This window comes from Streptomyces sp. NPDC086549 (genome assembly GCF_044746205.1).
Taxonomy (GTDB): Bacteria; Actinomycetota; Actinomycetes; order Streptomycetales; family Streptomycetaceae; genus Streptomyces.
Window position 1 is genome coordinate 16,862 of the sequence record NZ_JBIVBS010000022.1, and the last position, 24,558, is coordinate 41,419.

Sequence of the window (24,558 nt, forward strand, 5' to 3'; positions counted from 1 at the left end):
ATTCGCGCATGTTCATCTTGTAAACCTCGTGCCTTGTGCACGTCCCTCCGCGCCTGTCCAAGCGCGGCATCCCCGCCGGTCAGGCGGCGAAGGAGATGGTTCACGTGTCCGCTACGCCCGTGCTGGCGTTGCGCGGAGTCTCCAAGCGGTTCGGTGCGGTCCAGGCCCTCACCGACGTCGAGCTGGAGGTCCACGCCGGAGAAGTGGTCGCCCTGGTGGGCGACAACGGCGCAGGAAAGTCGACCCTGGTCAAGACGATCGCGGGTGTCCACCCCATCGATGAGGGCGTCATCGAGTGGGAGGGCAAGGCGGTCAGCATCAACAAGCCCCACGATGCCCAGGGACTCGGCGTCGCGACGGTCTATCAGGACCTCGCGCTGTGCGACAACCTCGACGTGGTCGGCAACCTCTTCCTCGGCCGCGAGCTGCTGCACCGCGGTGTCATCGACGAGGTGACGATGGAGAAGCAGGCCCGGGAGCTGCTGAGCACGCTCTCGATCCGCATCCCCAGCGTGCGCATCCCGATCGCGAGCCTCTCCGGCGGTCAGCGCCAGGTCGTCGCCATCGCCCGCGCCCTGATCGGTGACCCCAAGGTCGTCATCCTCGACGAGCCCACCGCCGCCCTCGGCGTCGAGCAGACCGCGCAGGTCCTCGACCTGGTCGAGCGGCTGCGCGAGCGCAACCTCGGCGTCATCCTCATCAGCCACAACATGGCGGACGTGAAGGCTGTCGCGGACACCGTCGCCGTCCTGCGCCTGGGCAAGAACAACGGCTCCTTCCCTGTGAAGAGCACCAGCCACGAAGAGATCATCGCCGCGATCACGGGAGCCACGGAAAACGCCGTGACTCGTCGTGCGGAGCGTCGCACCACGGAGGCGGCAAAGTGAGTGACACGTCCAAGGTCGAGAAGGTCGACCCCGCCGCAGAGGTGCAGAACACCGTGGCCCCCGCCGACGACCCCACGGCCGCCCCGGTGGCCGTCGTCGACCCGCGCCTGCTGGTCCGTGAAGAGGGCTTCAAGGGCTACATCACCGAGTTCAAGCGCAAGATCAAGGGCGGCGAGCTCGGTTCGCTCCCGGTCTTCGTCGGGCTGGTCGTCATCTGGACGATCTTCCAGCTGAAGAACGACCTGTTCCTCAGCGCGGACAACCTCTCGAACATCAGCTACTTCCTGTCGGGCACCGGCATGCTCGCCATCGGCCTGGTGTTCGTGCTGCTGCTCGGCGAGATCGACCTCTCCGTCGGCTCGGTCAGCGGCCTGGCGTCCACGGTGTTCGCCGTCTTCGTGGTCAACCACGGCATGAACCCGTGGCTGGCCCTGGTCCTGACGATCGTGACCGGTGTCGGCATCGGTGCGCTGCAGGGCTGGTTCTTCGCCAAGATCGGTGTACCGGCGTTCGTCGTGACCCTGGCCGGCTTCCTCGGCTGGAACGGTCTGATGCTGTGGCTGCTCGGCGACAGCGGCACCATCAACATCCCGGCCGAGTCCGGCCCGGTGCACCTGCTCGGCCAGAGCTCCTTCTTCATGGACCAGGCCATCGTCGGTGCCTACCTGCTGGCGGGTCTCGGTGTCGTGCTGTCGCTCGTGGGCTCCTTCAACGAGCAGCGCCGCCGCCGCGCGGCCGGTGTGCCGTTCCGTCCCACCAGCGAGATCCTGATCCGGGTCGGCCTGCTCGCCATCGCGTCGTTCGCCGCCGCGGCCGTGCTGAACAACGCCTCCGGTGTCTCCAACGCCCTGGTGATCTTCCTCGCGTCGCTGGTGATCATCGACTTCGTGCTGCGCCGTACGACCTTCGGGCGGAAGGTCTTCGCGGTCGGTGGTGGCATTGAGGCCGCCCGCCGTGCCGGTATCAGCGTGCCGGTGGTCCGGATCACCGTGTTCGCCATCTCCGGCGCCTTCGCGGCGATCGGCGGCATGTTCCTCGCCGGCCAGACCGCGAGCGCCACGCTGAACGCCGGTGGCGGCAACACCCTGATGCTCGCCATCGCGGCGGCCGTCATCGGTGGTACGAGCCTCTTCGGCGGCCGCGGCTCCGTCTGGTCCGCCCTGCTGGGCATGCTGGTCATCCAGTCCATCCAGACCGGTCTCGACCTGCTCAACATGAACACCTCGATCCAGTACATGATCACCGGTGGAGTGCTGCTGGGCGCCGTCGTCATCGACTCGATCTCACGCAGGAGCCAGAAGGCGGCGGGGCGCGGATAGCGCGCACAGCCCTCGCCGTAGCTCACACCTGAAGCCTGTGCCCGGCACCAACGGCGGTGCCGGGCACAGCTGTGTCCGCCGCGTCTCGGGAACGGTTCCGGTGGGTACGGCCGTTCGCGTGACGTATGACGCCCAGCCCGGACGCCGCCCGCAAAGGCGGAACATTAGACTCGACAAGCCCGGCAACAGCTCGATCAGCTCTTACTGCAAGGAGGCACGGGTGCCGCTGCTGACCCGCATCAGGGGACCGCGCGATCTGGACCGGCTCAGCCTGGAGCAGCTGGACCAGCTGGCAGAGGAGATCCGGACCTTCCTCGTCGACGCCGTCTCCAAGACAGGCGGACATCTCGGACCCAATCTGGGCGTGGTCGAGCTCACCATCGCCCTGCACCGCGTCTTCGAATCCCCGAAGGACAAGGTGCTGTGGGACACCGGACACCAGTCCTACGTGCACAAACTGCTCACGGGCCGCCAGGACTTCTCCAGGCTGAAGATGAAGGGCGGCCTGTCCGGCTACCCCTCGCAGGCCGAGTCCGAGCACGACATCATCGAGAACTCGCACGCCTCGACGGTCCTCGGCTGGGCTGACGGCCTGGCAAAAGCCAATCAACTGCGCAAACAGGACAGTCATGTCGTCGCCGTCATCGGTGACGGCGCCCTCACCGGCGGCATGGCCTGGGAGGCGCTGAACAACATCGCCGAGGCCAAGGACCGCCCGCTCGTCATCGTCGTCAACGACAACGAGCGCTCCTACGCTCCGACCATCGGCGGGCTCGCCAACCACCTGGCGACCCTGCGCACGACCGACGGCTACGAGCGCTTCCTGGCCCGGACGAAGGACATCCTCGACCGCACCCCGGTCGTCGGCAAGCCGCTGTACGAGACCCTGCACGGCGCCAAGAAGGGTCTGAAGGACTTCATCGCCCCGCAGGGCATGTTCGAGGACCTGGGCCTGAAGTACGTCGGCCCGATCGACGGTCACGACATCGAGGCCCTGGAGTCGGCACTGGCCCGCGCCAAGCGGTTCGGCGGCCCGGTGATCGTGCACTGCCTCACCGAGAAGGGCCGCGGCTACCAGCCCGCCCTGCAGGACGAGGCCGACCGCTTCCACGCCGTCGGCAAGATCCACCCCGACACCGGTCTGCCGATCGCCAGCTCCGGTGCCGACTGGACCTCCGTCTTCGGCGAGGAGATGGTGAAGCTGGGTCAGGAGCGGGAGGACATCGTCGCCATCACCGCCGCGATGCTCCAGCCGGTCGGACTCGACAGGTTCGCCAAGACCTTCCCGGACCGGGTGTACGACGTCGGCATCGCCGAGCAGCACGCCGCCGTCTCCGCGGCGGGCCTCGCGACGGGAGGGGTGCACCCCGTCTTCGCGGTGTACGCCACCTTCCTCAACCGCGCCTTCGACCAGGTGCTGATGGACGTGGCCCTGCACAAGTGCGGGGTGACCTTCGTGCTGGACCGGGCCGGCGTCACCGGCACCGACGGCGCCTCCCACAACGGCATGTGGGACATGTCGATCCTCCAGGTCGTGCCGGGACTCAGGCTGGCCGCGCCGCGCGACGCCGACCAGGTGCGCGCCCAGCTGCGCGAGGCCGTGGAGGTCAAGGACGCGCCGACCGTCGTGCGCTTCTCGAAGGGTGCCGTCGGCCCCGCCGTACCGGCCGTGGGACGCGTCGGCGGCATGGACGTGCTGCGTGAGCCCGGCACCGACATCCCGGACGTGCTGCTGGTCTCCGTGGGCGCCCTCGCCCCGATGTGCCTGGAGATCGCGAACCTGCTGGACAAGCAGGGCATCTCCACCACCGTCGTCGACCCGCGCTGGGTCAAGCCCGTCGACGAGGCCATGGCCCCGCTCGCCGAGCGGCACCGCGTGGTCGTCACCGTCGAGGACAACAGCCGGGTGGGCGGCGTCGGCTCGGCGGTCGCCCAGGCCCTGCGGGACGCCGGGGTCGACATCCCGCTGCGTGACTTCGGCATCCCGCCGCGCTTCCTCGACCACGCCTCCCGCGCCGAGGTCATGGCCGAGATCGGGCTGACCGCGCCCGACATCGCCCGTCAGGTCACCGGCCTCGTCTCCAAGCTGGACGGACGGTTCGACCAGCCGGACGCCGAGGTCGACCCGGTGGAGCCCGCGCGCGACTAGAACACGGGAGAGCGCCCGTGCGGGCCGGTTTCACCACTTCCAGGAGTGGTGAAACCGGCCCATTTGCGTGAATGGGGATACTCCGGGGCATACGTACCACGCCCCCTCTCGATCATGTCGAGGACGACAAGCGTGGGAGGTACCCCGTGAGCAGTACCCTCTTCCGGACGAAGAAGGTGGAGCAGTCCATCCTCGACACCGAGGCGCCAGAGCACGCGCTCAAGAAATCCTTGTCCGCGCTGGATCTGACCGTCTTCGGGGTCGGTGTCATCATCGGCACCGGCATCTTCGTCCTGACCGGCAAGGTCGCCAAGGAGAACGCGGGCCCCGCGGTCTCCCTGGCCTTCGTCGCGGCCGGCGTCGTCTGCGCCCTCGCCGCGCTCTGCTACGCGGAGTTCGCCTCCACCGTCCCGGTGGCCGGATCCGCGTACACCTTCTCGTACGCCTCCCTCGGTGAGCTGCCCGCCTGGATCATCGGCTGGGACCTGGTGCTGGAGTTCGCGCTCGGCACCGCGGTGGTCGCCGTCGGCTGGTCCGGCTACATGCGGTCGCTCCTGGACAACGCGGGCTGGCACCTGCCGGACTATCTCGCCGGCCGGGACGGGGCCACCGGCTTCGGCTTCGACATCCTCGCCGCCGCGCTGGTCCTGGTGCTCACCGCCATCCTCGTCATCGGCATGAAGCTGTCCGCGCGGGTCACGGAGGTCGTCGTCGCCATCAAGGTGACGGTCGTCCTGATCGTGATCATCGCCGGTGCCTTCTTCATCAACAGCGGCAACTACAAGCCGTTCATCCCCAAGGCCCAGACGGTGGCGGCCGGGGGCACGCTCAAAGCACCGATCATCCAGCTGATGTTCGGCTGGGCGCCGTCCAACTTCGGCGTGATGGGTATCTTCACCGCCGCCTCCGTCGTCTTCTTCGCCTTCATCGGCTTCGACGTCGTGGCCACCGCCGCCGAGGAGACGAAGAACCCGCAGCGGGACATGCCGCGCGGCATCCTCGGCTCCCTGTTCATCTGCACGGCCCTGTACGTGGCGGTGTCCATCGTCGTCACCGGCATGCAGCACTACAGCGAGCTCTCCGTCGACGCCCCGCTCGCGGACGCCTTCAAGGCCCTCGGGCACCCCTGGTACGCGGGCGCGATCAGCTTCGGTGCCGTCATCGGCCTGACCACGGTCTGCATGATCCTGCTGCTCGGCCAGACCCGGGTGTTCTTCGCGATGAGCCGTGACGGCCTGCTGCCGCGCTTCTTCTCCATCGTCCACCCCCGCTTCAGGACCCCGCACCGGCCGACCATCCTGCTCGGCGTCATCATCGCGATCATCGCGGGCTTCACCAGCCTGAGCGAACTTGCCGAACTGGTGAACATCGGCACCCTGTTCGCCTTCGTCGTCGTCGCGCTCGGCGTGGTCATCCTCCGCCGCACCCGCCCGGACCTGCACCGCGCCTTCCGCACCCCGTGGGTGCCGTTCATCCCGGTCCTGTCCGTCCTCGCCACCCTGTGGCTGATGCTCAACCTGCCCGCCGAGACCTGGCTCCGGTTCGCCATCTGGATGGTCATCGGCTTCGTCGTGTACTTCCTGTACGGCCGCTCGCACAGCCGCCTCGCGAGGCACGAGGAGAACGCGAAGGCGTTGTAGCCGAACGGCTTGCCATCCCGGCCCCGTATGTCCCGCTTCGATACGGACTGCCGGGCCGGATAGCGTGCTCATCATGCCCGCCGCGTCGCTCGCCCCACCACGTACCGCAGTCGCACGGAAGGCGTACTGGACGCGGCTGCTGCCGGCGCTGGCGGCCCTGGCCTGCGTCACCCGGGCGCCGTCCTTCGCGCGGCCGCTGTGGAACCCGGACGAGGGCTATCTCGCCGTACAGGCCCGGATGCTGGCGCAGGGCGGACAGCTGTACGAGACGGTGGTGGACCGCAAGCCGCCGCTCGTGCCGTGGCTGTACCAGGCCGCGTTCGCGCTGGGCGGCTCCGGATCGCTCACGCCGGTCCGGATCCTCGCGGTCCTCGCGCAGCTTCTCACCGCCGTCCTGCTGGCCTCGCTCGCCCGGCGCCGGTGGGGCGACACCGCCGGCCGTGCGGCCGGGGTGCTGTACCTGCTGGTCTCCGTGGGGCTCAACCCCGAGGACGCGCAGGCCGCCACCTTCGAGGTGTTCATGCTGCCGTCCACGGCCGCCGCGATGTGGTGCGCGGACCGCCGCCGCTGGGGCGCGGCCGGGGTGGCCGTCGCCGGTGCGCTCCTCGCCAAGCAGACCGGCGGGGCGGTGCTGGTGCCGGTGGTGTGGCTGGCGTACCGGTACGGCGCTCAGCGCTGTGCCGTGCTCCGGCTGGCCGCCGGCACGGCCGCCCCGGTGCTGTGCGCGGCCCTGGCCACGGACCCGGCCGGCTTCGTCTTCTGGACGATCACCGGCTCGGGGGCGTACGCCTCCTTCACCGGCTCCGAACTCCACGTCCTGTTCAGGGGGCTGGCCAACACGGCGATCCTGGCCGTGGCCTGCGCGGGCCTGATCCCGCCGGTGGTACGGGTGCTGCGCGTGGCCCGCACGGGAGCGGTGGACCTGTGGCTGTGGCTGGCCTCCTCGGCCCTGGCCGTCACCCTCGGCTTCCACTTCTTCGGCCACTACTACCTGCAGCTCATCCCGCCGTTCGCCCTGCTGGCCACGGCCGCGCTGCAGATCCTGCCCCGGGAACGGCTGACGTCCGCGGTCCTCACCTCGGCCGGCTGCTGCTCCCTCTTCCTGGTCTGGGGCCTGTTGGCACCCCGCCTCGAACTCACCCACGCCCAGCGCCTCGCGTCCGCCGTGGCCCACCGCACGACCCATACCGACCGGGTCCTAGTGTGGGGCATACACCCGGAGACGTACTGGCTCTGCGCCCGTACCCCCGCCAGCCGCTACCTCACCGCGGGCCTCCTCACCAACTACAGCGGCGGCCGCAACGGCCCCCAGGTCGGCGAGAAGTACGCCGTCCAGGGCACCTGGCCCGTCTTCCGCGCGGAAATGACCGCCCATGCCCCGGCCCTGGTGGTCGACGACTCCCGGGGCAAGCCGTACGCCCCGGACCGCGTACCGGCCCTGCGACGGCTGCTGGCGGCACGGTACGAGGAGGTGGGGGAGGTGGACGGGGCAGTGCTGTACGCGCGGGTGCCGCGGAGCTAGGGCCTGTCCGGCGGACCATGCCGCAGACGCGGGGCCTGGCACGCCTGTATGCCGCGTTGTCGTCGGTTGCCGACTCCCCCACGCTCGGCTGCGCTCGCGCGGGGGACCCCCATGGCCCCGCTCACCTGGGTTGATGAGGCGCCGCTGCTTTCCTGCGACCTGATCCGCCGGACAGGCCCTAGGGACTCCCCCCGAGCACCGCCCGCGGCCCGGTCACCTCCGCGTCCAACTCCGTGACTCTGCGCCGCAGTTCGCGGTCGGCCGTGATGACCAGGCAGGGGCGGCCGCGGTTCGACTCGACCAGTTCGACGATACGGTCGTCGCCGCTGCCCGGCGCCGCCTCCACCCGCACGCCCGGCGCGGACTCCACCCCGCGCGCAGCGCCCTCGACGACGAGCACGACCTCCACGGGGCTCGGATGGCCGGGCAGCCCCTCCGAGGCCAGCCGGTCCCGCAGTCGCTCGGCGGCCCCCTTGCGATCCCGCCACCATCCGTCGGGCACCGACCCGACCACGTTCGCGGCGTCGACGATCACGAGCAGCGGGGCATCCTCGTCCATGGGCCAAGGGTCCCACGGCCACGGGGCTCGAATCATCCGCTGAGGAGCCGTGCGGGGCCCTTGCCGGGCCGCTCACAGCTCCCCGCCCGGCGGCACGGCCGTCGGCGGACGGAGCCGCGGAGGCTCGACCCGTGGGTCCCCGAGGAGCAGCGGGGACACCCGCGCCGGGCCCAACTGTCGTTGCCGACGGTGCCGGGCGTCACGGCCGGGACCTCGCTGGTCCGGTGCCCGGCCGCGTGGTCGGGGTCGAGTTCGTTCTGTGTGGGCGTCACGGGCAGGGTCTCGCTGGTCCGGTGCCCGGCCGCGTGGTCGGGGTCGAGTTCGTCTGTGCGGGGGCGCCACGGCCAAAGCGGTGCTCGTCCGGTGCCGGGCGTCATGGACGGGGCTTCTTCGTGCGGTGCCGGGCGTCATGGACGGGGCGTGTTCGGCCGGGGCCGGGCGCCGCCGGCGCGGCCTGTTCGGCCGGGGCCGGGCGCCACCGGTGGGGTCTTGCTCGTCCGTTGCCGTGATCGGCCAGGGGCGGGCCGCGTTCGGCCGCCCGTCCGGCTTAGAGTGAAACGGTGAACGGCGACTGGCTCATACGCGGCCGCGACGGCCGGCTCGGTGTCTACCTGCCGTCGGGCGAAGCCGTCCTGTGCCGGGCGGAGCGCGGACCCGGCGGGCCCTGGGGGGCTCCGCGCCCGATGGGCGGCACCCAGAAGCTGGACCCCGCCCTGGCCATCGGTCAGGGCGCCGACGGCTACGCCCATCTGGTCTCCTGGCGGCCCACGGCGCCCGGCGAGGCGGGGCTGGTGCACTCCACCCACTACCGGCCGCACCTCGCCGCCCTGGACTGGAGCCCGGTCGGCCACCCCGACAAGAAGGGCGACCGCACCGGCACTCCGGCGGTCGCCGTCGACGCGCAGGGCCGAGCCCACGTCTTCGTGCGCCACAAGGGCGGCGGAGTGAGCCTGCTCGCCCAGAAGGAGAAGGGCGGCTGGGCCCCCTGGCGCGACCTCAAGGGCCGGGACGTCCAGGAAGAACTGGCCGCGGTGACGGGGGAGTCCGGCAGGGTCGAGCTGTACGCGACCGTCCCCGGTGCCATCCTGCACTGGCGCCAGGAGGAGCCGGGCACCGAGCCGGTCCTGGAGGAGGCGCTGGAGGCCCCGGCCCGTCCGGGCAGCCTGCACGCCCTCGCCACGTCCCCCGACAGCACCACCCTCTTCTACACCGACGACTCGGGCGACATCTGCGCCTGGCGCCCCGGCGGCAAGCCGGTCGCCGTACTGCCCTCGGCCGGACCCGGCCCGGTCTCGGCGGTCCGCTGCGAACTGGACGGCCACGACTGCACCCTCCTCGCCCAGCGTTCGTCGAGCGGCCGCGTGGCCTTCGCCGCGTATCCGACCGAGGACGAGGCGGCGGGCGCCTGGTGGACCGAGTCGGGTCCCCAACTCCCGCTGGACGCTCTGGTGTCCCTCGCGGTGGACGAGGACGACCGCGTCGTGGCGGCAACGTTGTCCCCGTCGACCGGGCAACTCCTGGTCACCCGCCGCAAGGACGAGCCCGGTCTGGCACTGGAGGCGTGGCGGGAGGTCTGAGACGCGCTCCGGGAGCTTCGCAACAGGCCCTGGGCGGCGGCGCGTCCGTGCGGACGCGCCGCCGCCCAGGGTTCGGAGGCCGGTCAGCGGGTGCGGCGGGTGCCGCTCAGGGCGTCGGCCCGCCCGTGGCCGGCGACTTCTTCGCCGACTCCGGGATGGCCGCGTCCAGCCGCAGCGCGTGCCAGAGCCGCTTGGCCTGCGGCTGGGCCGCCACCACCCGGTTGGGGTCCTGGGTGTCGTAACGCACCGGCAGCATGATCGTCTCCATGGTGGAGGGGTCGATGCCCTTCAGGCTGCCGCCGAACCGGACGAGCTTCGTGAGTGAGGCGAGACCGGAGTCGGTGGTGAGGGCGGAGGTGAGGGTGTCGGCGATCTCGTAGGTCTTCGTGGGGCTGCCCAGCAGGTCCTGCTTCTTGATCTGGCCGAGCAGGGCCAGCATGAACTTCTGCTGGAGACCGATGCGTCCGAGGTCGCTGCCGTCACCGATGCCGTGCCGGGTACGGACGAACTCCAGGGACCGGGTGCCGTCCAGCCGGTGGGTGCCCTTGGTCAGGTCCAGGCCGCTGGACCTGTCGTGGATGTCCTGGTCGACGGTGACCGTGACCCCGCCGATCGCGTCCACGAGCCCCTTGAAGCCGGCGAAGTCGATCTCGACGTAGTGGTCCATGCGGATGCCGGACATCTGCTCCACGGTCTTGACCACACAGGCCGGACCGACCTGGGAGTAGATGGAGTTGAACATGACGCGCTGCGCCGAGGCCACCTCGGTGCCGTCGGACTTCGTGCACCGGGGCCGGGTGACCAGGGTGTCGCGGGGGATGCTCACCCCGACCGCCCTGGTGCGGCCCTCGGGTATGTGCATCACCAGCGCGGTGTCGGAGCGGGCGCCGGAGACGTGACCGGTGTGCAGGTCCGCGTTGGCGCCGGCACGCGAGTCGGAGCCGAGGATCAGGATGTTCTGACCGGAGGTGGGCAGCTTGGCGGGCCGGTCGTCACCGATGGCCGTGTCGATGTCGATGCCCCTGAGGTTCCCGTTCAGGCCGCTGTACAGCCAGTACGCGGTGCCGCCGGCGGCCAGGACCAGGACGGTGAGGACGATCAGGACGATCCGGCCGGTACGACGACGGCGCTTGGGCCGCCCGCCGTCTCCTCCTCCCGTGTCACCACCGGGGCGCACGGGCGGCGTGTCTGGGGCGAGCTGAGGGGTCGGGACGTGGCTCATCCTGAATCCGGGTCCTAGCTGGTCGAGCCCTCGAAGGGCGGACGTCGATGGCTTGAGGACTCGGGTGAGGGGGGCGAAAGCCGGTCCGTGCATTGCCGGGCTGACGTGCACTATAGACAGGCATCCGGACAGGTGTCCGATCAGGGCCGTCCGCGGGGGAGCCGGTGAGGCGCCGAACGGCACGGGCGAAGCCGGCGGACGTCCGGGGCGCGGTCCCGCCGATGCCGTCGATGCCTGCGAAAAGGGCATTGTCGTGCACGCGACACCGTAGCGCTTGCGATTTAGGTGAATGTTGAAGTGAACCGTGTCTCATGCATGTTCACTACATAGACAAAGAGTGGCCGAGATGTGAAGATCGCGTGGCGCGAATCGTTCGGTTCGGATGTCCGCCCCGACGCTCGCGCCTGTACGACGACTTGGGTGTGAGGGGGGCCTCAGCCCTTTTCTGCAGGATGCTGAGGAGTAGCGGTGAGCCCGGGGAACCCTGAGGCCAGTGCCTTGGTGTCGACGTATCGCTCCTTGGTGCCGGTGCGGACGCGCCGGCGCATCGTGCGCCGTGTGCCGCGCCACCTGCGAGGTGCCGTGATGCGGGCCCTCGCGGCCGTCGACGCCTCTCGCTCGGCGATGGTGAAGGCCGTGCTGGGCGGGCGCCGAGCTCCGGCTCTGCGCGCCCTCCAGGTGCCCATGCGTGTGGTGCAGTCCAAGGGCCGGCACGTCCTCGCCACGGTCGTCCCGGGTGCCACCGAGTGGGCCGCCCGTGCCCGCAACCTCCATCTGTTGGTGGCGGTGCTCGAGAACGCCGAGATCGACTACTTCGCCGTGCGCGGCACCGGCAAGAACGTGCCTTGCGTGGCCGTCCCCGCCGCGCTCCGTCCGGTCGTGGAGGAAGCGCTCCGGCTCGTCTTCGCCGGCAGTCCCGGCTACGTCTGCGCGGTACCGGGGGGACAGCCGCGCTTCGGCGGGGCGCTGAGGACCTGGCGCAGACTCCGCTCGGAGCAGGTGCTCCGGCTGTCCTGGAACGTCTGCGATCCCACGGAGAACCTCGTCTTCGCCCACGAGTCGGGATGCGACCTGGAGTTCTGGGAGGAGGCCGACGGCGCGCTGGTCGCGCCGCGGCCCAACTCGGTGATCACGAGGACGCCGGTGCGCGGCCCGCGCCGTCAGGCCGAGCAGAGCCTCTTCACCCCGATACCGCCGCTGTACGGAACGGGCCGGACCCGCACCCTGCCCGAGTTCACAGCTTCGCTGATCGGTGAGCACGGCTACCCCATCGACGTCGTCTACACCTGGGTCGACGACTCGGACCCGGTGTGGCGCAGGGGCAGGGAGGCGGCGCGGCGCACGCTGGCCGCCGGCCCGACGGCGCTGCACGAACAGGCGGCGAACGACGCGCGCTACACGAGCCGCGACGAACTCCTCTACTCCCTGCGGTCGCTCCACCAGTACGCGCCCTGGGTGCGCAACGTCTTCCTGGTGACCGCGGGACAGGTTCCTGACTGGCTCGACACCGACCACCCGGGCCTGCGGGTGGTCGACCACCGGGAGATCTTCTCCGACCCGGCGGCTCTGCCCACCTTCAACTCCCATGCGATCGAAAGCCAGTTGCATCACATTCCCGATCTGGCGGAGCAGTTCCTCTACCTCAACGACGACGTGTTCTTCGGACGGCCGGTGCGTCCGGACCAGTTCTTCCACCCGAATGGTCTGACTAAGTTCTTCATGTCCAAGGCGCTGATCCCGCCCGGCCACATCGAGCCGGACGACCTGCCCGTGGACGCCGCGGCGAAGAACAGCCGGGGCCTCATCGCCCAGCAGTTCGGCACCGTCATCTCCCAGAAGATGAAGCACACCCCGCACGCCCTGCGGCGCAGCGTCCTCGCCGAGATCGAGGAGGTCTACCCGCGGGCGCACTGGGTGACCCAGCACGCGCGTTTCCGGTCCCCCCACGACGTCCCCATCGCCTCGTCGCTGCACCACTACTACGCGTACCACTCGGCGCGCGCCACGACGGGCGACCTGCGCTACCTCTACGTCGACATCGGCGACGGCAAGGCGGAGCAGAGGCTGGACCGGCTGCTCGCCAGACGGGACTTCGACACGTTCTGCATCAACGACACCGTGGTGCCGGAAGACAGAGAGGCGCAGCTGCGGATGGTGACCCGCTTCCTCGACGCGTACTTCCCCGTGGCGAGTCCCTACGAGCTCGAGCGGCCGGCAGCGGCCCCCTCGCGGCGCCTCTCCCAGCTCGGAACGGGGGTCCGATGAGACCGGGACGGAAGCTCGGTGCCCTGCGCCGGCGTGCCCTGCGGCGCCTCACGGTGTACCGCACACGGCTGATGACCAGCTTCTTCCTGCCCCGGCGCGCGGGGCAGACGGCATGGCTGCGCTACGCCGCGCTGCTGGACGGCCAGACCGTGAACCTGCATGCCGAACTGCCCGCGTCCGTCACCCAGGCGGACACGGCCGAGATCGTCCTCCGGCGAGGGCTGCAGCGGCACCGCCGCCCGGCGCGGGTCTACCCGGACCCTGACGGGCCGTGGCTCATGGACGCCGCGGTGCTGCTCGGCGCCGAGGCGGGTGGCGTGCCGGTCGGTCCGGGGCGCTGGAAGCTCAGGCTCGACGTGCGCTCGGGAGGCCGGAGCGTGCGGCTGCCGCTCTCGCTGGCCGAACCGACCACGCCGCGGATCGGTGCCACGGGTCCCATGACCAGATCGCCGCTCACCGCGGACCGGTACCGCCTCGGACGTACGGTGCGTGGTGACGCGCGCGTCGTGTGCGCCAGGGCCCGGCCCGAGGCGGAAGTGGCCGCGGTACACATCCAGCACGCGCGCATCGATGTCGATCTGCGGGTGCTCGGTGTCCGGGCGACCGCTCCCTGGGCCGAGGTCCTGGCCGCGGGACGACGGGTGAGGTGCCCGCTCGTGGAGGTGCAGCCCGGCGTCTGGCGGCTGGAGGTGCCGCTGGCCGAGATGGTGCCGACCGGTGGCGGGCGCGAGCACTGGGACGTCCTGGTACACCCGGACAGGGGCGCGCCCCTCCGCCTCGGCAGGCGGCTTCACGACGTACGGGTGCCGGGGCGGGTGTTCACGATGCGCAAGATCCTCGTGGCACCGCGCCGCGGCATCCTGATGCGGATCGAACCCCGGTACACGCCTGCAGGGAGCCTCAGGTTCACCTGTAGCGATGGCGCTCGGGCTGAGTAAGGAACCAGATTGAGAGTCGCTTTTCTGCTGACCCAGGCGGACGTGCTGGGCGACGCGGAGCGCGCCGTGTTCGGTCATGCCGCTGCGCTCGCTGGCCGGCACGAGCAAGTCCGGATCGTCAGCGTCTTCAAGGAACGCCGCCGTCGTTTCGTGTCCCCGGACCCGCGCGTCGACGTCACGTTCCTCATCGAGTCCCTCAGGTCCCGGGCCGTGCGCCGGACCGGTCTCGCCCCCGACGCCGAGGCGGCCCTGGCTTCCCTGCCCAGCGACTTCGTCGAGCGGCGCTGGGACGACCGGTTCCACCGGCTCGCCGACATCGAGATGGAGCACGCGCTCCAGAACCTCGACACGGACATCCTGGTCACCACGTCGCCCGCGCTCCTCGCGTACGCCGCACGCTTCCTGCCGCCGCACATCATCACCGTCCACTACGAGCTGGGCGCTCCCGAGGTCGCCGGCTTCGCCGCCGAGCCGCTGCTGCGGCACATCGTGCGCTGTGACGCGCTCGCCCTGCCGCGTGCCCGTTCGCGGCAGTGGTTCACCGAGACCTTCGGGCCGGCGGTGCCGCCGGTCACGATCGCCCGGCCCGCGCTCACCCGGAGGTTCCGGCCCCGGTCGACGCTCGAGACGCGTATGGTCACGCTCGTCGCCCGCCTGGAGGAACGTTTCGGCATCGCGCAGGCGCTGGCCGCGTGGGCCAAGATCGGTCCACAGCACCCCACCTGGACCCTGCGGATCATCGGCGACGGCCCGCTCGGCAAGGAGCTGCGGGCGCGCCGGGACGAGCTCGGTCTGCACAGCAGTGTCCAGTTCGTCGGCGAGGCGCCGGCGGACCTCTCCGAGGAGTGGGCCAAGGCGAGCATCGCTCTCAGCACGGCGACCGAGGACGCGCTGGGACTGTTCCTGATGCAGGCCCACGCCGCCGGTGTACCCGTGGTCGCCTACGACAGCCCGACCGCCCCGCGCGAGGTCGTGCAGAAGGGACGGACCGGCCTGCTGGTCACTCCCGGCGACACCGACGCCCTCGCCCTGGCCCTGCTCGAGATGATCGAGAACACCGAGATCCGCTGGTCCATGGGCGCCGAGGCGGCCGAGACCGCGGCGGGCTTCCGGTACAACCGCAACTTCGACCGGCTCTTCGCGAGCCTGGAGGAGGACCGCGTCTCCGGGCGCCGCGCCGTGCGCAAGGCCGCGCGGATCGCGGCCCACTCGCTGACGTCGGGATCTGGTGGTCAGGCCAGGGCGGCCGCCGCCGCGCCGCGTAGCACACAGCACACGGACGAGCTCGCCACGGCCGAGGAACGCATGCTGCGGCGGGGCGGCGGCCTCGTGCGCGACGGCGGGCAGGTGTGCCGCGTCATCGAGGCGGAGACCCCGTACGACATCGTGCAGGCCAACCTCGCGATGGTCGCGACCGCCCTGGAGGCGGCCGACATCCCGTACTTCGTCACCCGGACGGCCAAGGTGCGGCACACCGTCGCCGTGCACGCCAGCTACCGTGAGGCCGTCCTCAGGGCGTTCGGGCACAGCTTCAAGCGGCAGGCGGTGTACGTCGCGCTGCTCAACGACCGGGACAACTCCGTCATCACCACGGTCGGCGGCCTGACGGCCGACCATGCGGAGACTCCCTGCGCGGGAGTCCGGGTCTACCAGAGCGTGGTCACCCCCTCCCGCACGCTGCGGCTCGGAGCCACGTACGGCTGCACCGTCGCCTTCTGGGAAGCGGACGAGAACGACCCCGACTACCTGGTCTCCCCGTTCCGCACGCTGATCGGCGCCCGGCTGCCCAAGGCGGCACTGCTCCGGGACTTCATGCGCCTGGGCGGTCGTGAGTACCCAACGATCGAGGCGTTCAACCAGGAGCTCCACGACGACGTCACCTTCCCCATCGACGCCGTGTACACCTGGGTCGACGGCTCCGACGTGGCCTGGCTGGAGCGCAAGAACGCCGTGCTCGCGTCCAAGGGCATCGAGACCCAGGACGCGGCGACCAGCGCCGCGCGGTTCCGCAACCGGGACGAGCTGCGCTACTCCCTCAGGTCCCTCGACATGTACGCGCCCTGGATCCGGAACATCTACCTGGTGACGGACCGTCAGGTCCCGGCGTGGCTGGACACGACCCACCCCCGGGTGCGCGTGGTGGACCACACGGAGATCTTCGCCGGTCAGGGACAGCTGCCCACGTACAACTCGCACGCCATCGAGAGCCGGCTGCACCACATCGACGGCCTCTCCGAGCACTTCCTGTACTTCAACGACGACGTCTTCGCGGCACGCCCGATCCAGCCCAGCCTCTTCTTCCTGGGCAACGGCCAGTCGAAGCACTTCCCGTCGTCGAACGCCATCCCCATGAACCCCATCGCCGACGGCGACGAGTTCAGTCGCATGGCGGCGAAGAACAACCGGCGGCTGCTGTCGGAGAAGTTCGGCCGGGTCCTGGTCAACTCGTTCATCCACGCGCCGCATCCGCTGCGCCGGAGCGTCATGCGAGATCTGGAGACCCACTTCGCCGATGCGCTGCGCAACACCGCGGGCAACCAGCTGCGCAACGCCTCCGACGTGTCGGTCGCCTCGTCACTGCACCACTACTTCGGCTACTACACGGGCCGCAGTGTGCCGGGCCGTATCGGGGGCGGGTTCGTCAACGTCGGTCTGAGCGAGCAGGTGAAGAAGCTCAACCGGATGCTCGCCACACGGTCCAACGACGTCTTCTGCCTCAACGACTTCCACGACGGAGACGTGTCGGAGGACGAGCAGGACGCAACGCTGGCCGCCTTCCTGCCCAGCTACTTCCCCATCGCGAGCCAGTTCGAGACGGGTTCGCCGCGCAACCAGAGATTCCACGCGGGACGTCTGCCGGAATGGCCGCTATGAGCTTCGGCATGCCGGAACTGCACCGCCGCCCGTCCGTCCGCGGGCGAGGCGACGCCGTCGCACAGCCCACCGGAGGACCCCCCGTGCAGGCGTCGCTCGTCCAGATACTGGCGCACCCGGACGACGACCTGTACTTCATCAACCCCGACCTGCAGCGTGCGCTGGAGGCGGGCCACCGGGTCACGAGCGTGTACCTGACGGCGGCGGAGGCCGACGGGCGCAACATCGACACCCGCGACCCCCGCCGTATGGACAGCCCGCCGGACTACGAGGGATACGCCGAGGCGCGACAGCAGGGACTGCGCGCGGCGTACGCGGACATGGTCACGGGCGATCGCGAGAGCCCGTGGGCGCGCGACGTGGTGTCGTTCTCGGCGGGAGTGACCGCGGAGCGTTCCACGCTGCTGGCCGCCCCCCATGTCCAGCTGTTCTTCTTCGGGCTGCGGATCGTCAACACCGGGCACGGATTCCCGGCCGACGTGCCGTCCGTCCGGCTCGTGAAACTGTGGACAGGGGAGGCCGTCTCCCAGCTCACCCTGATCGCCGCGGAGTCCCCGCTGCGCGAGCCGCAGCAGATCACCAAGGACGGTCTGCTGCGCTGCCTGGTCGAGTTGCTCCACCGCACGCGGCCCAGCCAGTTCTGGACCATGGACCCCGACCCCTGGCACACCGACTGGGACGAGGAGCGGGGCCCGAAGCCGAGCGACCACCAGGACCACACCGCGACGGCGCAGTTCGCGCTCGCGGCCCTGGAGCGGTACGTCGTGGAGGGCGGCGCGCCGCCCCTGGTGGACCACTGCGTCGGCTACGGCAACAAGATCTGGCCCAGCAACCTCACGGAGCACGCCTGGGCCGAGAAGAAGCGCGTCCTGGAGGTGTACACCTCCGCCGACGGCCACGACTGCCGCCACCGCTACTGCGGTGACCTGCAGCTGTCCGACGGTGCCGACACCCGTCGCTACGGATGGAGCACCCGGGCCCGGTACGAGGGCGGCACGGACTGGCTCCATCTGCAGGCCGACGGCCGCCTCGCCGCCTACGTCACGCTGGGCGGCCGGGTCGCGGTCTGGACCGAGAGCGAGCCGGGCAGCGACGTGTGGGGCCCGCCGGCCGTGCTGCCCGGCAGCGGCCTCGCTCCGTCGCTGTCCGTGGCCCCGGACTCCGACGGCGGGGTGCATCTCGTCGCGCTGCGCCGCACCCGGGCGCTGGCCGGCCGGGTGGACGTGGAGATCGTCCGCATGTGGCGGCAGGCCCATACCGGTTCGGTGGTGCCCTGGCAGCGGATCGGCAACCCCGACGACGACACGAAGGACTGGAAGCGCTGCCGGGAGGTCGGAGTTCCCGAGGCCGTCGTGGGCAGCGCGGGAATCCTGCACGTCTTCGTGCGAAACTTCGGATCCGGCGTCAGCGCCCGCCGCGAGACCGTGGACGGCTGGGGCGACTGGGAGGACCTGCGCGGCCGCGACACGCAGGACTGCCTGAACGCGGTCCTGATGAGCACCGGACGGATCGAGCTGTACGCGGCGAACCGCGGCAGCGGGGTGCGCTGGTACCAGGACGGCATGTACGGCCCGTACAAGATGCAGGACAGCCTGACGTCGGCCGATCCCGACGCCTGGCGCCCGAGCGGAGGCATCACGCCGGTGCAGATCGGACGCTCGCGCGTGGCGGTCTTCTACCGCGAGGAGGACTCCGGCGAGGTGATGTGCCTGCGCCGGCGACCTGACGGCCGGTGGAGCGGACGGGCCGAACGTCTGGGCGGACACGGCGGAACGGGCAGGATCGCGGCGCTACGGCGGATGACCGGCCCGGAGGACCGCATCGTCCTCGCGCGCCGCAACGCGGAGAACCGGCTGAGCACGACGGTGCTCGCCACCCAGGGCTGCGGCCGGGGCCGGGACCAGGACCTGGAGTGGTCCGACCACGACGTGCTGATGGCCCGGCCGCCCGCGCTCGCGCTGGACCGGTCCGGCCGGGTCGTCGTGGCGGTGATGGGGACGGACTCGCGGCTGAGAGTGATGCGGCAGAAGACGCCGGACATCGCCGACGGCTTCGGGCCGCCGACGGTCGTCTGACGGGTCCCGGCACCACCGAACAGGGAAATGAGGAAGGCAATGAGGAAAACATGAGGAAGATCTGCATCCTGGGCAACTCGGTGGCCACCTCCCGGCCCGAGAGCGAGGCACCGCTCGCCGGCTGGGGACAGTACCTCGGCGAGTTTCTCGTCGAGGGCAACGAGGTGCGCAACTACGCCCGTGATGCCATGACGTTGCGTGGCTACTTCACCAAGCGCATGGCCACGCTCCTCACCCTCCTCAGCCCCGACGACGTGGTGCTCCTGGCATTCGGCCACGTCGAGCAGCGCATCGACCAGCCCGACCGCTACCACGGGCCCCGCGAGTACAAGGAGTATCTGCGCCTGTGCGTCGACGCGATCCGGTCCGAGGGAGCCATCCCCGTGCTGCTCACCCCCGTGGCTCGATGCACCTTCGACGAGGCCGGAGTCGTCACGGACACCCACGGCGGATTCGTCCAGCTCACCCGAGAGGCCTCGGCCGAGACGGGTGCCGCGCTGGTCGACATGGCCGCGTTCACCACGCAGATGCTCACGGAACTCGGACCGACGCGCGCCCGCCGGCTGTACCGGTGGCTGGACCCGGGCGAGCACCCCAACCACCCCGACGGCATCGTCGACTCCTCCCACCTCAACGAGCTGGGTGCGCGCACGGTGGCCTGTCGGCTGGCCGCCGGCCTGCTCGAGACGCCCGGCCTGCCGCGCGACATCGTCGACCAGCAGTCGCTGACTCCCAGTGAACTGCCGCCGGTGCTGACGGAGTTCACGGTGAGTCATCCGGAGATGGCGCTCACCATGGCGCCGACCCTGCTGGACAACCCGGTATTCACCTCGCCCGCTCCCGGTCAGCTGGTCAGTGCCCAGCGCAAGCTGGCCGGTAAGGCACCCGTCGGGACGGACTACGTTCTCTTCTACGAGGAGGGCCGCTACCTGGGTGGCAGCGCGGTCTCCGCGTCGGGGGCGTGGCAGTGGCGCCGAGCCATGTGCTGGTCCGCGGGCCTGCACAGCGTCGAGGTCCTCGCGGTCGTCGGCAACGCCGTCTCACGCACCTCGGTACTGGAGTTCGAAGTTCTCGACCGCCTGGAGCCGCCGGAGGTCCTCGGCCCCGAGCCGGACGTCTGGAGCGGACCGCGGCCCCGCTTCTTCGGCACGGCGTCCCGCGGCACGTCCAAGGTGGTGGTCCTCGAACAGGGCAGGCTCATCGCCGAGGTGCCCGTCAAGAAGGACGGAACCTGGCAGGTCACCCACGCCCACGACTGGCGGCCGGGCACCCACACCGTCGAGTTCGTGGCGGTGTTCAGCGCCATCCGCTCGGCGCCCACCGCGCTGACGCTGCGCGTGCACGGCATCCCCGAGGACAGCTGGCTGCACACGTCGCTCTCGTCCCGCACCGCCTGCTCCGGCGAGTGCGAGCACTACCCGGCCATGCCGCAGTGGTGACCCACGGCTCCTCGCCGAGCACCCACCGGTCGGCGGGAGGTCTGAGTGCGCGATGATGGCCGCCGTGGACACCGAGACACTCATCGACGCATGGCGGCGTCTCCTCACCGGCTCCGGAAAATCGTGGGTGCTCTTCGAGCACGGCACCTGTGTGGTGCTGGAAGAGCCCGAGGGGCCGCTCGACGAACGGGCGACCGAGATCCTGCGGGAGTTCGGCCCCGTGCACGTGGGCGGTCCGGCCGGCGACTTCCGCGTGCTCGAACTCAAGAATGATGTGGGCTGGCTGGTGACGGGCCATCATCCGGACGTCGTCACCTTCGTCGCCCTCGACGAGTCCGAGGACCCCTCGCACCTGGCCGTCGGGATGCACGGACGGTCCAAGCGCGACCAGGACGGCAGGGAACTGCACGTCATCCACGTCGAGGACGCCCGTCCGCCCGCTTCCTGAAACGCCGACGCCCGGCACACCACTCGGGTGCGCCGGGCATCGTCCGTTCGTACGGAACGCTGCGGAACCGGTTACGCCGGGACGCTCGCCACGCCCGGAGCCAGGAACTTCTTGCCGTTCACGCGCTCCGAGACGCCCTCGCGGTCCAGGTACGGCGTGATGCCGCCCAGGTGGAAGGGCCAGCCGGCGCCCGTGATCAGGCAGAGGTCGATGTCCTGGGCCTCGGCCACGACACCCTCGTCGAGCATCAGACCGATCTCCTGGGCCACCGCGTCCAGGACGCGGGCGCGGACCTGCTCCTCGGTCAGGACGACATCGCCCTGCTTCAGGAGCGCGGCGACCTCCGGGTCCAGCTCCGGCTTGCCGGAGTCGTAGACGTAGAAGCCGCGCTTGCCCGCCTTGACGACGGCCGCGAGGTTCTCGGAGACCGTGAAGCGGTCCGGGAAGGCCCGGTTGAGGGTCTCCGAGACGTGCAGACCGATCGCGGGGCCGACCAGCTCCAGCAGGACCAGCGGGGACATCGGCAGGCCGAGCGGCTCGATGGCCTTCTCGGCGACCTCGACCGGGGTGCCCTCGTCGATGACGTTCTGGATCTCGCCCATGAAGCGGGTCAGGATGCGGTTCACGACGAACGCCGGGGCGTCCTTGGTGAGGACCGCGGTCTTCTTCAGCTTCTTGGCGACCGCGAAGGCGGTGGCCAGCGAGGCGTCGTCGGTCTTCTCGCCCCGGACGATCTCCAGGAGCGGGAGGACGGCGACGGGGTTGAAGAAGTGGAAGCCCACGACCCGCTCGGGGTGCTGGAGCTTCGACGCCATCTCCGTCACCGAGAGGGAGGAGGTGTTGGTGGCGAGGATCGCGTGCGCCGGGGCGACCGCCTCGACCTCCGCGAACACCGTCTGCTTGACGCCGATCTCCTCGAACACGGCCTCGATGATGAAGTCCGCGTCGGAGAAGCCCTCGGCCTTGTCCAGGACACCGGTGACCAGCGCCTTGAGGCGGTTGGCCTTGTCCTGGTTGATCCGGCCCTTGCCGAGCAGCTTGTCGATCTCGGCGTGGACGTAGCCCACACCCTTGTCGACACGCTCCTGGTCGATGTCGGTCAGGACGACCGGGACCTCGAGGCGGCGCAGGAACAGCAGGGCGAGCTGCGAGGCCATCAGGCCCGCGCCGACCACGCCGACCTTGGTGACCGGGCGCGCCAGGTTCTTGTCCGGGGCGCCGGCCGGGCGCTTGCCGCGCTTCTGCACCAGGTTGAACGCGTAGATGCCGGAACGCAGTTCGCCACCCATGATCAGGTCGGCGAGCGCCTTGTCCTCGGCGTCGTACCCCTGCTGCAGGTCGCCGTTCTTGGCGGCCGCGATGATGTCGAGGGCGCGGTAGGCGGCCGGGGCGGCCCCGTGCACCTTGGAGTCCGCGATGAAGCGGCCCTTGGCGACGGCCTGGTCCCAGCCCTCGCCGCGGTCGATCACCGGGCGCTCGACCTCGGTCTCGCCCTTGAGGACGTTCGCCGTCCAGATGAGCGACTGCTCCAGGAAGTCGGCACCCTCGAAGAGAGCGTCGGCGATGCCCAGGTCGAAGACCTGCTGGCCCTTGAGCTGCTTGTTCTGGTTGAGGCTGTTCTCGATGATGACCGAGACGGCCTTGTCGGCGCCGATCAGGTTCGGCAGGATCGTGCAGCCGCCCCAGCCCGGGACCAGGCCCAGGAAGACCTCGGGCAGGGAGAACGCCGGGATCGCCTTGGAGACGGTCCGGTAGGAGCAGTGCAGGCCGACCTCGACGCCACCGCCCATGGCGGCACCGTTGTAGTACGCGAAGGTCGGGACCGCGAGGCCCGCGAGGCGCTTGAAGACCTCGTGACCGCCCTTGCCGATGGCCAGCGCGTCCTCGTGCTTCTTCAGCAGCTCGACGCCCTTGAGGTCGGCGCCGACCGCGAAGATGAACGGCTTGCCGGTGATGCCGACGCCGACGATGTCGCCGGCCGCGGCCTCCGCCTCGACCTGGTCGATGGCGGTGTTGAGGTTCGCCAGCGAGGCCGGGCCGAAGGTGGTCGGCTTGGTGTGGTCCAGGCCGTTGTCGAGCGTGATGAGCGCGAAGCGCCCGGCGCCGAACGGCAGGTCGAGGTGGCGTACGTGCGCGGACGTCACGACCTCGTCGGGGAACAGCTCGGCCGCACCCTTCAGAAGCTCAGCGGTGGTGCTCACTTGTCCCCCTCGAAGTGCGGGTTCTCCCAGATGACGGTCGCGCCCATGCCGAAGCCGACGCACATGGTGTTCAGGCCGTAGCGGACGTGCGGCTGCTCCTCGAACTGGCGGGCCAGCTGCGTCATCAGACGGACACCGGAGGAGGCCAGCGGGTGGCCGTAGGCGATGGCGCCGCCGTACTGGTTGACGCGCGCGTCGTCGTCGGCGATGCCGTAGTGCTCCAGGAAGGCGAGGACCTGGACGGCGAAGGCCTCGTTGATCTCGAAGAGACCGATGTCGGAGATGGACAGGCCCGCCTGGGCGAGGGCCTTCTCCGTGGCCGGGATCGGGCCGTAGCCCATGACCTCGGGCTCGACGCCGGCGAAGGCGTAGGAGACCAGGCGCATCTTGACCGGCAGGTTGTTCTCGCGGGCGAAGTCCTCGCTCGCGATGATCGAGGCGGTGGCGCCGTCGTTCAGGCCGGCCGCGTTACCGGCGGTGACCCGGCCGTGGACGCGGAACGGGGTCTTCAGACCGGAGAGGTTCTCCAGGGTCGTGCCCGGGCGCATCGGCTCGTCGGCCGTGACCAGGCCCCAACCGGTCTCGCCGGCCTCGGGGTTGGTGCGGCGCACCGAGATCGGCACCAGGTCCTGCTGGATCTTGCCGTTGGCGTACGCCTTGGCGGCCTTCTCCTGCGAGCGCACGGCGTACTCGTCGGCGCGCTGCTTGGTGATGCTCGGGTAGCGGTCGTGCAGGTTCTCGGCGGTCATGCCCATGAACAGGGCGGACTCGTCGACCAGCTTCTCGCTGACGAAGCGCGGGTTCGGGTCCACGCCCTCGCCCATCGGGTGGCGGCCCATGTGCTCGACGCCACCGGCGATGACGGCGTCGTAGGCGCCGAAGGCGATCGAACCCGCGGTGGTCGTCACGGCGGTCAGGGCGCCGGCGCACATGCGGTCGATCGAGTAGCCGGGCACCGACTGCGGGAGGCCCGCGAGGATGCCGGCGGTGCGGCCGAGGGTCAGGCCCTGGTCGCCGATCTGCGTGGTCGCGGCGATGGCGACCTCGTCGATCTTCTTCGGGTCGAGGCCGGGGTTGCGGCGCAGCAGCTCCCGGATCGCCTTCACGACGAGGTCGTCGGCGCGAGTCTCGTGGTAGATGCCCTTCGGGCCCGCCTTGCCGAACGGGGTGCGGACGCCGTCGACGAAGACGACATCCCTGACGGTACGAGGCACGATGGCTCTCCTCCAGGGTGCGGGATGGCACTGCTGCGACGCGCAAGCGCTGAGCGCGCGCTCAGGGCTCATGCTACTTGTGGGTAACGTAGCTGCACAGCCCTGGCGCGGGGAGCGGCGAACGTCACATCCCGGCCGCTGGAGATCGCCCCGGGATCTTGGCGCGATCTCGACGCCCCTGTTCCGCTTCCGCGGGCCTTGCCGATCCCGGTCGGCGGTCCGGGACCGG

The 24,558-nt window shown here is 70.4% G+C and carries 17 protein-coding genes; 12 read left to right on the top strand and 5 right to left on the bottom strand.

Annotated elements, in window-relative coordinates:
* Positions 1-95: 95 nt before the first annotated feature.
* From ACIPSA_RS43375 to ACIPSA_RS43395, 5 genes are all read left to right on the top strand, one after another.
* Positions 96-887, top strand: a complete 792-nt coding sequence (locus ACIPSA_RS43375) for an ATP-binding cassette domain-containing protein (protein ID WP_402645910.1) — start codon at positions 96-98, stop codon at positions 885-887.
* Positions 884-2,206: a sugar ABC transporter permease gene (locus ACIPSA_RS43380; RefSeq protein ID WP_402645649.1), complete on the top strand. Its 1,323-nt coding sequence runs from the start codon at positions 884-886 to the stop codon at positions 2,204-2,206. Before ACIPSA_RS43375 ends, ACIPSA_RS43380 begins: the two co-directional genes overlap by 4 nt.
* Positions 2,207-2,426: 220 nt before the next feature.
* Entirely contained in the window at positions 2,427-4,355 is a 1,929-nt protein-coding gene (dxs, locus tag ACIPSA_RS43385; protein ID WP_402645652.1) for a 1-deoxy-D-xylulose-5-phosphate synthase, read from the top strand.
* A 146-nt stretch (positions 4,356-4,501) separates the two neighbouring features.
* Positions 4,502-5,995, top strand: coding sequence for an amino acid permease (locus ACIPSA_RS43390; RefSeq protein WP_402645655.1), 1,494 nt, complete (start codon positions 4,502-4,504; stop codon positions 5,993-5,995).
* A 73-nt stretch (positions 5,996-6,068) separates the two neighbouring features.
* Positions 6,069-7,517 (top strand): ArnT family glycosyltransferase, encoded by a 1,449-nt coding sequence (locus tag ACIPSA_RS43395; RefSeq protein WP_402645657.1) that lies wholly within the window; start codon positions 6,069-6,071, stop codon positions 7,515-7,517.
* A 178-nt stretch (positions 7,518-7,695) separates the two neighbouring features.
* On the opposite strand, the gene ACIPSA_RS43400 is transcribed toward ACIPSA_RS43395, so the two are convergent.
* The gene (locus tag ACIPSA_RS43400) at positions 7,696-8,076 is read right to left on the bottom strand and encodes an NTP pyrophosphohydrolase (RefSeq protein ID WP_402645660.1); all 381 of its coding nucleotides are present in this window, start codon (positions 8,074-8,076) and stop codon (positions 7,696-7,698) included.
* A gap of 32 nt (positions 8,077-8,108) precedes the next feature.
* A complete protein-coding gene (locus tag ACIPSA_RS43405; protein WP_402645663.1) occupies positions 8,109-8,453 on the bottom strand; it encodes a hypothetical protein in 345 nt (114 codons plus the stop codon).
* Between the two features lie 183 nt (positions 8,454-8,636).
* On the opposite strand from ACIPSA_RS43405, the gene ACIPSA_RS43410 reads away from it, so the two are divergent.
* On the top strand, positions 8,637-9,653 hold the full coding sequence (locus ACIPSA_RS43410) for a hypothetical protein (protein ID WP_402645666.1): 1,017 nt from the start codon (positions 8,637-8,639) through the stop codon (positions 9,651-9,653).
* Between the two features lie 106 nt (positions 9,654-9,759).
* On the opposite strand, the gene ACIPSA_RS43415 is transcribed toward ACIPSA_RS43410, so the two are convergent.
* Positions 9,760-10,875: an LCP family protein gene (locus ACIPSA_RS43415; RefSeq protein ID WP_402645668.1), complete on the bottom strand. Its 1,116-nt coding sequence runs from the start codon at positions 10,873-10,875 to the stop codon at positions 9,760-9,762.
* A gap of 585 nt (positions 10,876-11,460) precedes the next feature.
* Between ACIPSA_RS43415 and ACIPSA_RS43420 the strand changes: the two genes are divergently transcribed.
* From ACIPSA_RS43420 to ACIPSA_RS43445, 6 genes are read left to right on the top strand one after another with little or no spacing between them, the layout of a single operon-like run.
* The gene (locus ACIPSA_RS43420; protein ID WP_402645671.1) at positions 11,461-13,140 is read left to right on the top strand and encodes a stealth family protein; all 1,680 of its coding nucleotides are present in this window, start codon (positions 11,461-11,463) and stop codon (positions 13,138-13,140) included.
* Complete coding sequence (locus ACIPSA_RS43425; protein ID WP_402645673.1) at positions 13,137-14,078, top strand: hypothetical protein; 942 nt, start codon at positions 13,137-13,139, stop codon at positions 14,076-14,078. Before ACIPSA_RS43420 ends, ACIPSA_RS43425 begins: the two co-directional genes overlap by 4 nt.
* A gap of 9 nt (positions 14,079-14,087) precedes the next feature.
* Complete coding sequence (locus ACIPSA_RS43430; RefSeq protein WP_402645676.1) at positions 14,088-16,952, top strand: stealth conserved region 3 domain-containing protein; 2,865 nt, start codon at positions 14,088-14,090, stop codon at positions 16,950-16,952.
* On the top strand, positions 16,949-19,027 hold the full coding sequence (locus ACIPSA_RS43435) for a PIG-L family deacetylase (protein ID WP_402645678.1): 2,079 nt from the start codon (positions 16,949-16,951) through the stop codon (positions 19,025-19,027). The genes ACIPSA_RS43430 and ACIPSA_RS43435 overlap by 4 nt, the downstream gene beginning before the upstream one ends.
* Before the next feature lie 50 nt (positions 19,028-19,077).
* The gene (locus ACIPSA_RS43440) at positions 19,078-20,466 is read left to right on the top strand and encodes a hypothetical protein (protein WP_402645681.1); all 1,389 of its coding nucleotides are present in this window, start codon (positions 19,078-19,080) and stop codon (positions 20,464-20,466) included.
* A gap of 55 nt (positions 20,467-20,521) precedes the next feature.
* Positions 20,522-20,914 carry a hypothetical protein gene (locus tag ACIPSA_RS43445; protein ID WP_402645913.1) on the top strand — a complete coding sequence of 131 codons (393 nt, stop codon included), beginning with the start codon at positions 20,522-20,524 and terminating at the stop codon, positions 20,912-20,914.
* Between the two features lie 71 nt (positions 20,915-20,985).
* Here the strand turns inward: ACIPSA_RS43445 and ACIPSA_RS43450 are convergent, their stop codons facing one another.
* Both ACIPSA_RS43450 and ACIPSA_RS43455 read right to left on the bottom strand, forming a co-directional pair.
* Positions 20,986-23,115 carry a 3-hydroxyacyl-CoA dehydrogenase NAD-binding domain-containing protein gene (locus ACIPSA_RS43450; protein WP_402645684.1) on the bottom strand — a complete coding sequence of 710 codons (2,130 nt, stop codon included), beginning with the start codon at positions 23,113-23,115 and terminating at the stop codon, positions 20,986-20,988.
* Positions 23,112-24,329 (bottom strand): thiolase family protein, encoded by a 1,218-nt coding sequence (locus ACIPSA_RS43455; RefSeq protein WP_402645687.1) that lies wholly within the window; start codon positions 24,327-24,329, stop codon positions 23,112-23,114. Before ACIPSA_RS43455 ends, ACIPSA_RS43450 begins: the two co-directional genes overlap by 4 nt.
* Positions 24,330-24,558: the final 229 nt, after the last annotated feature.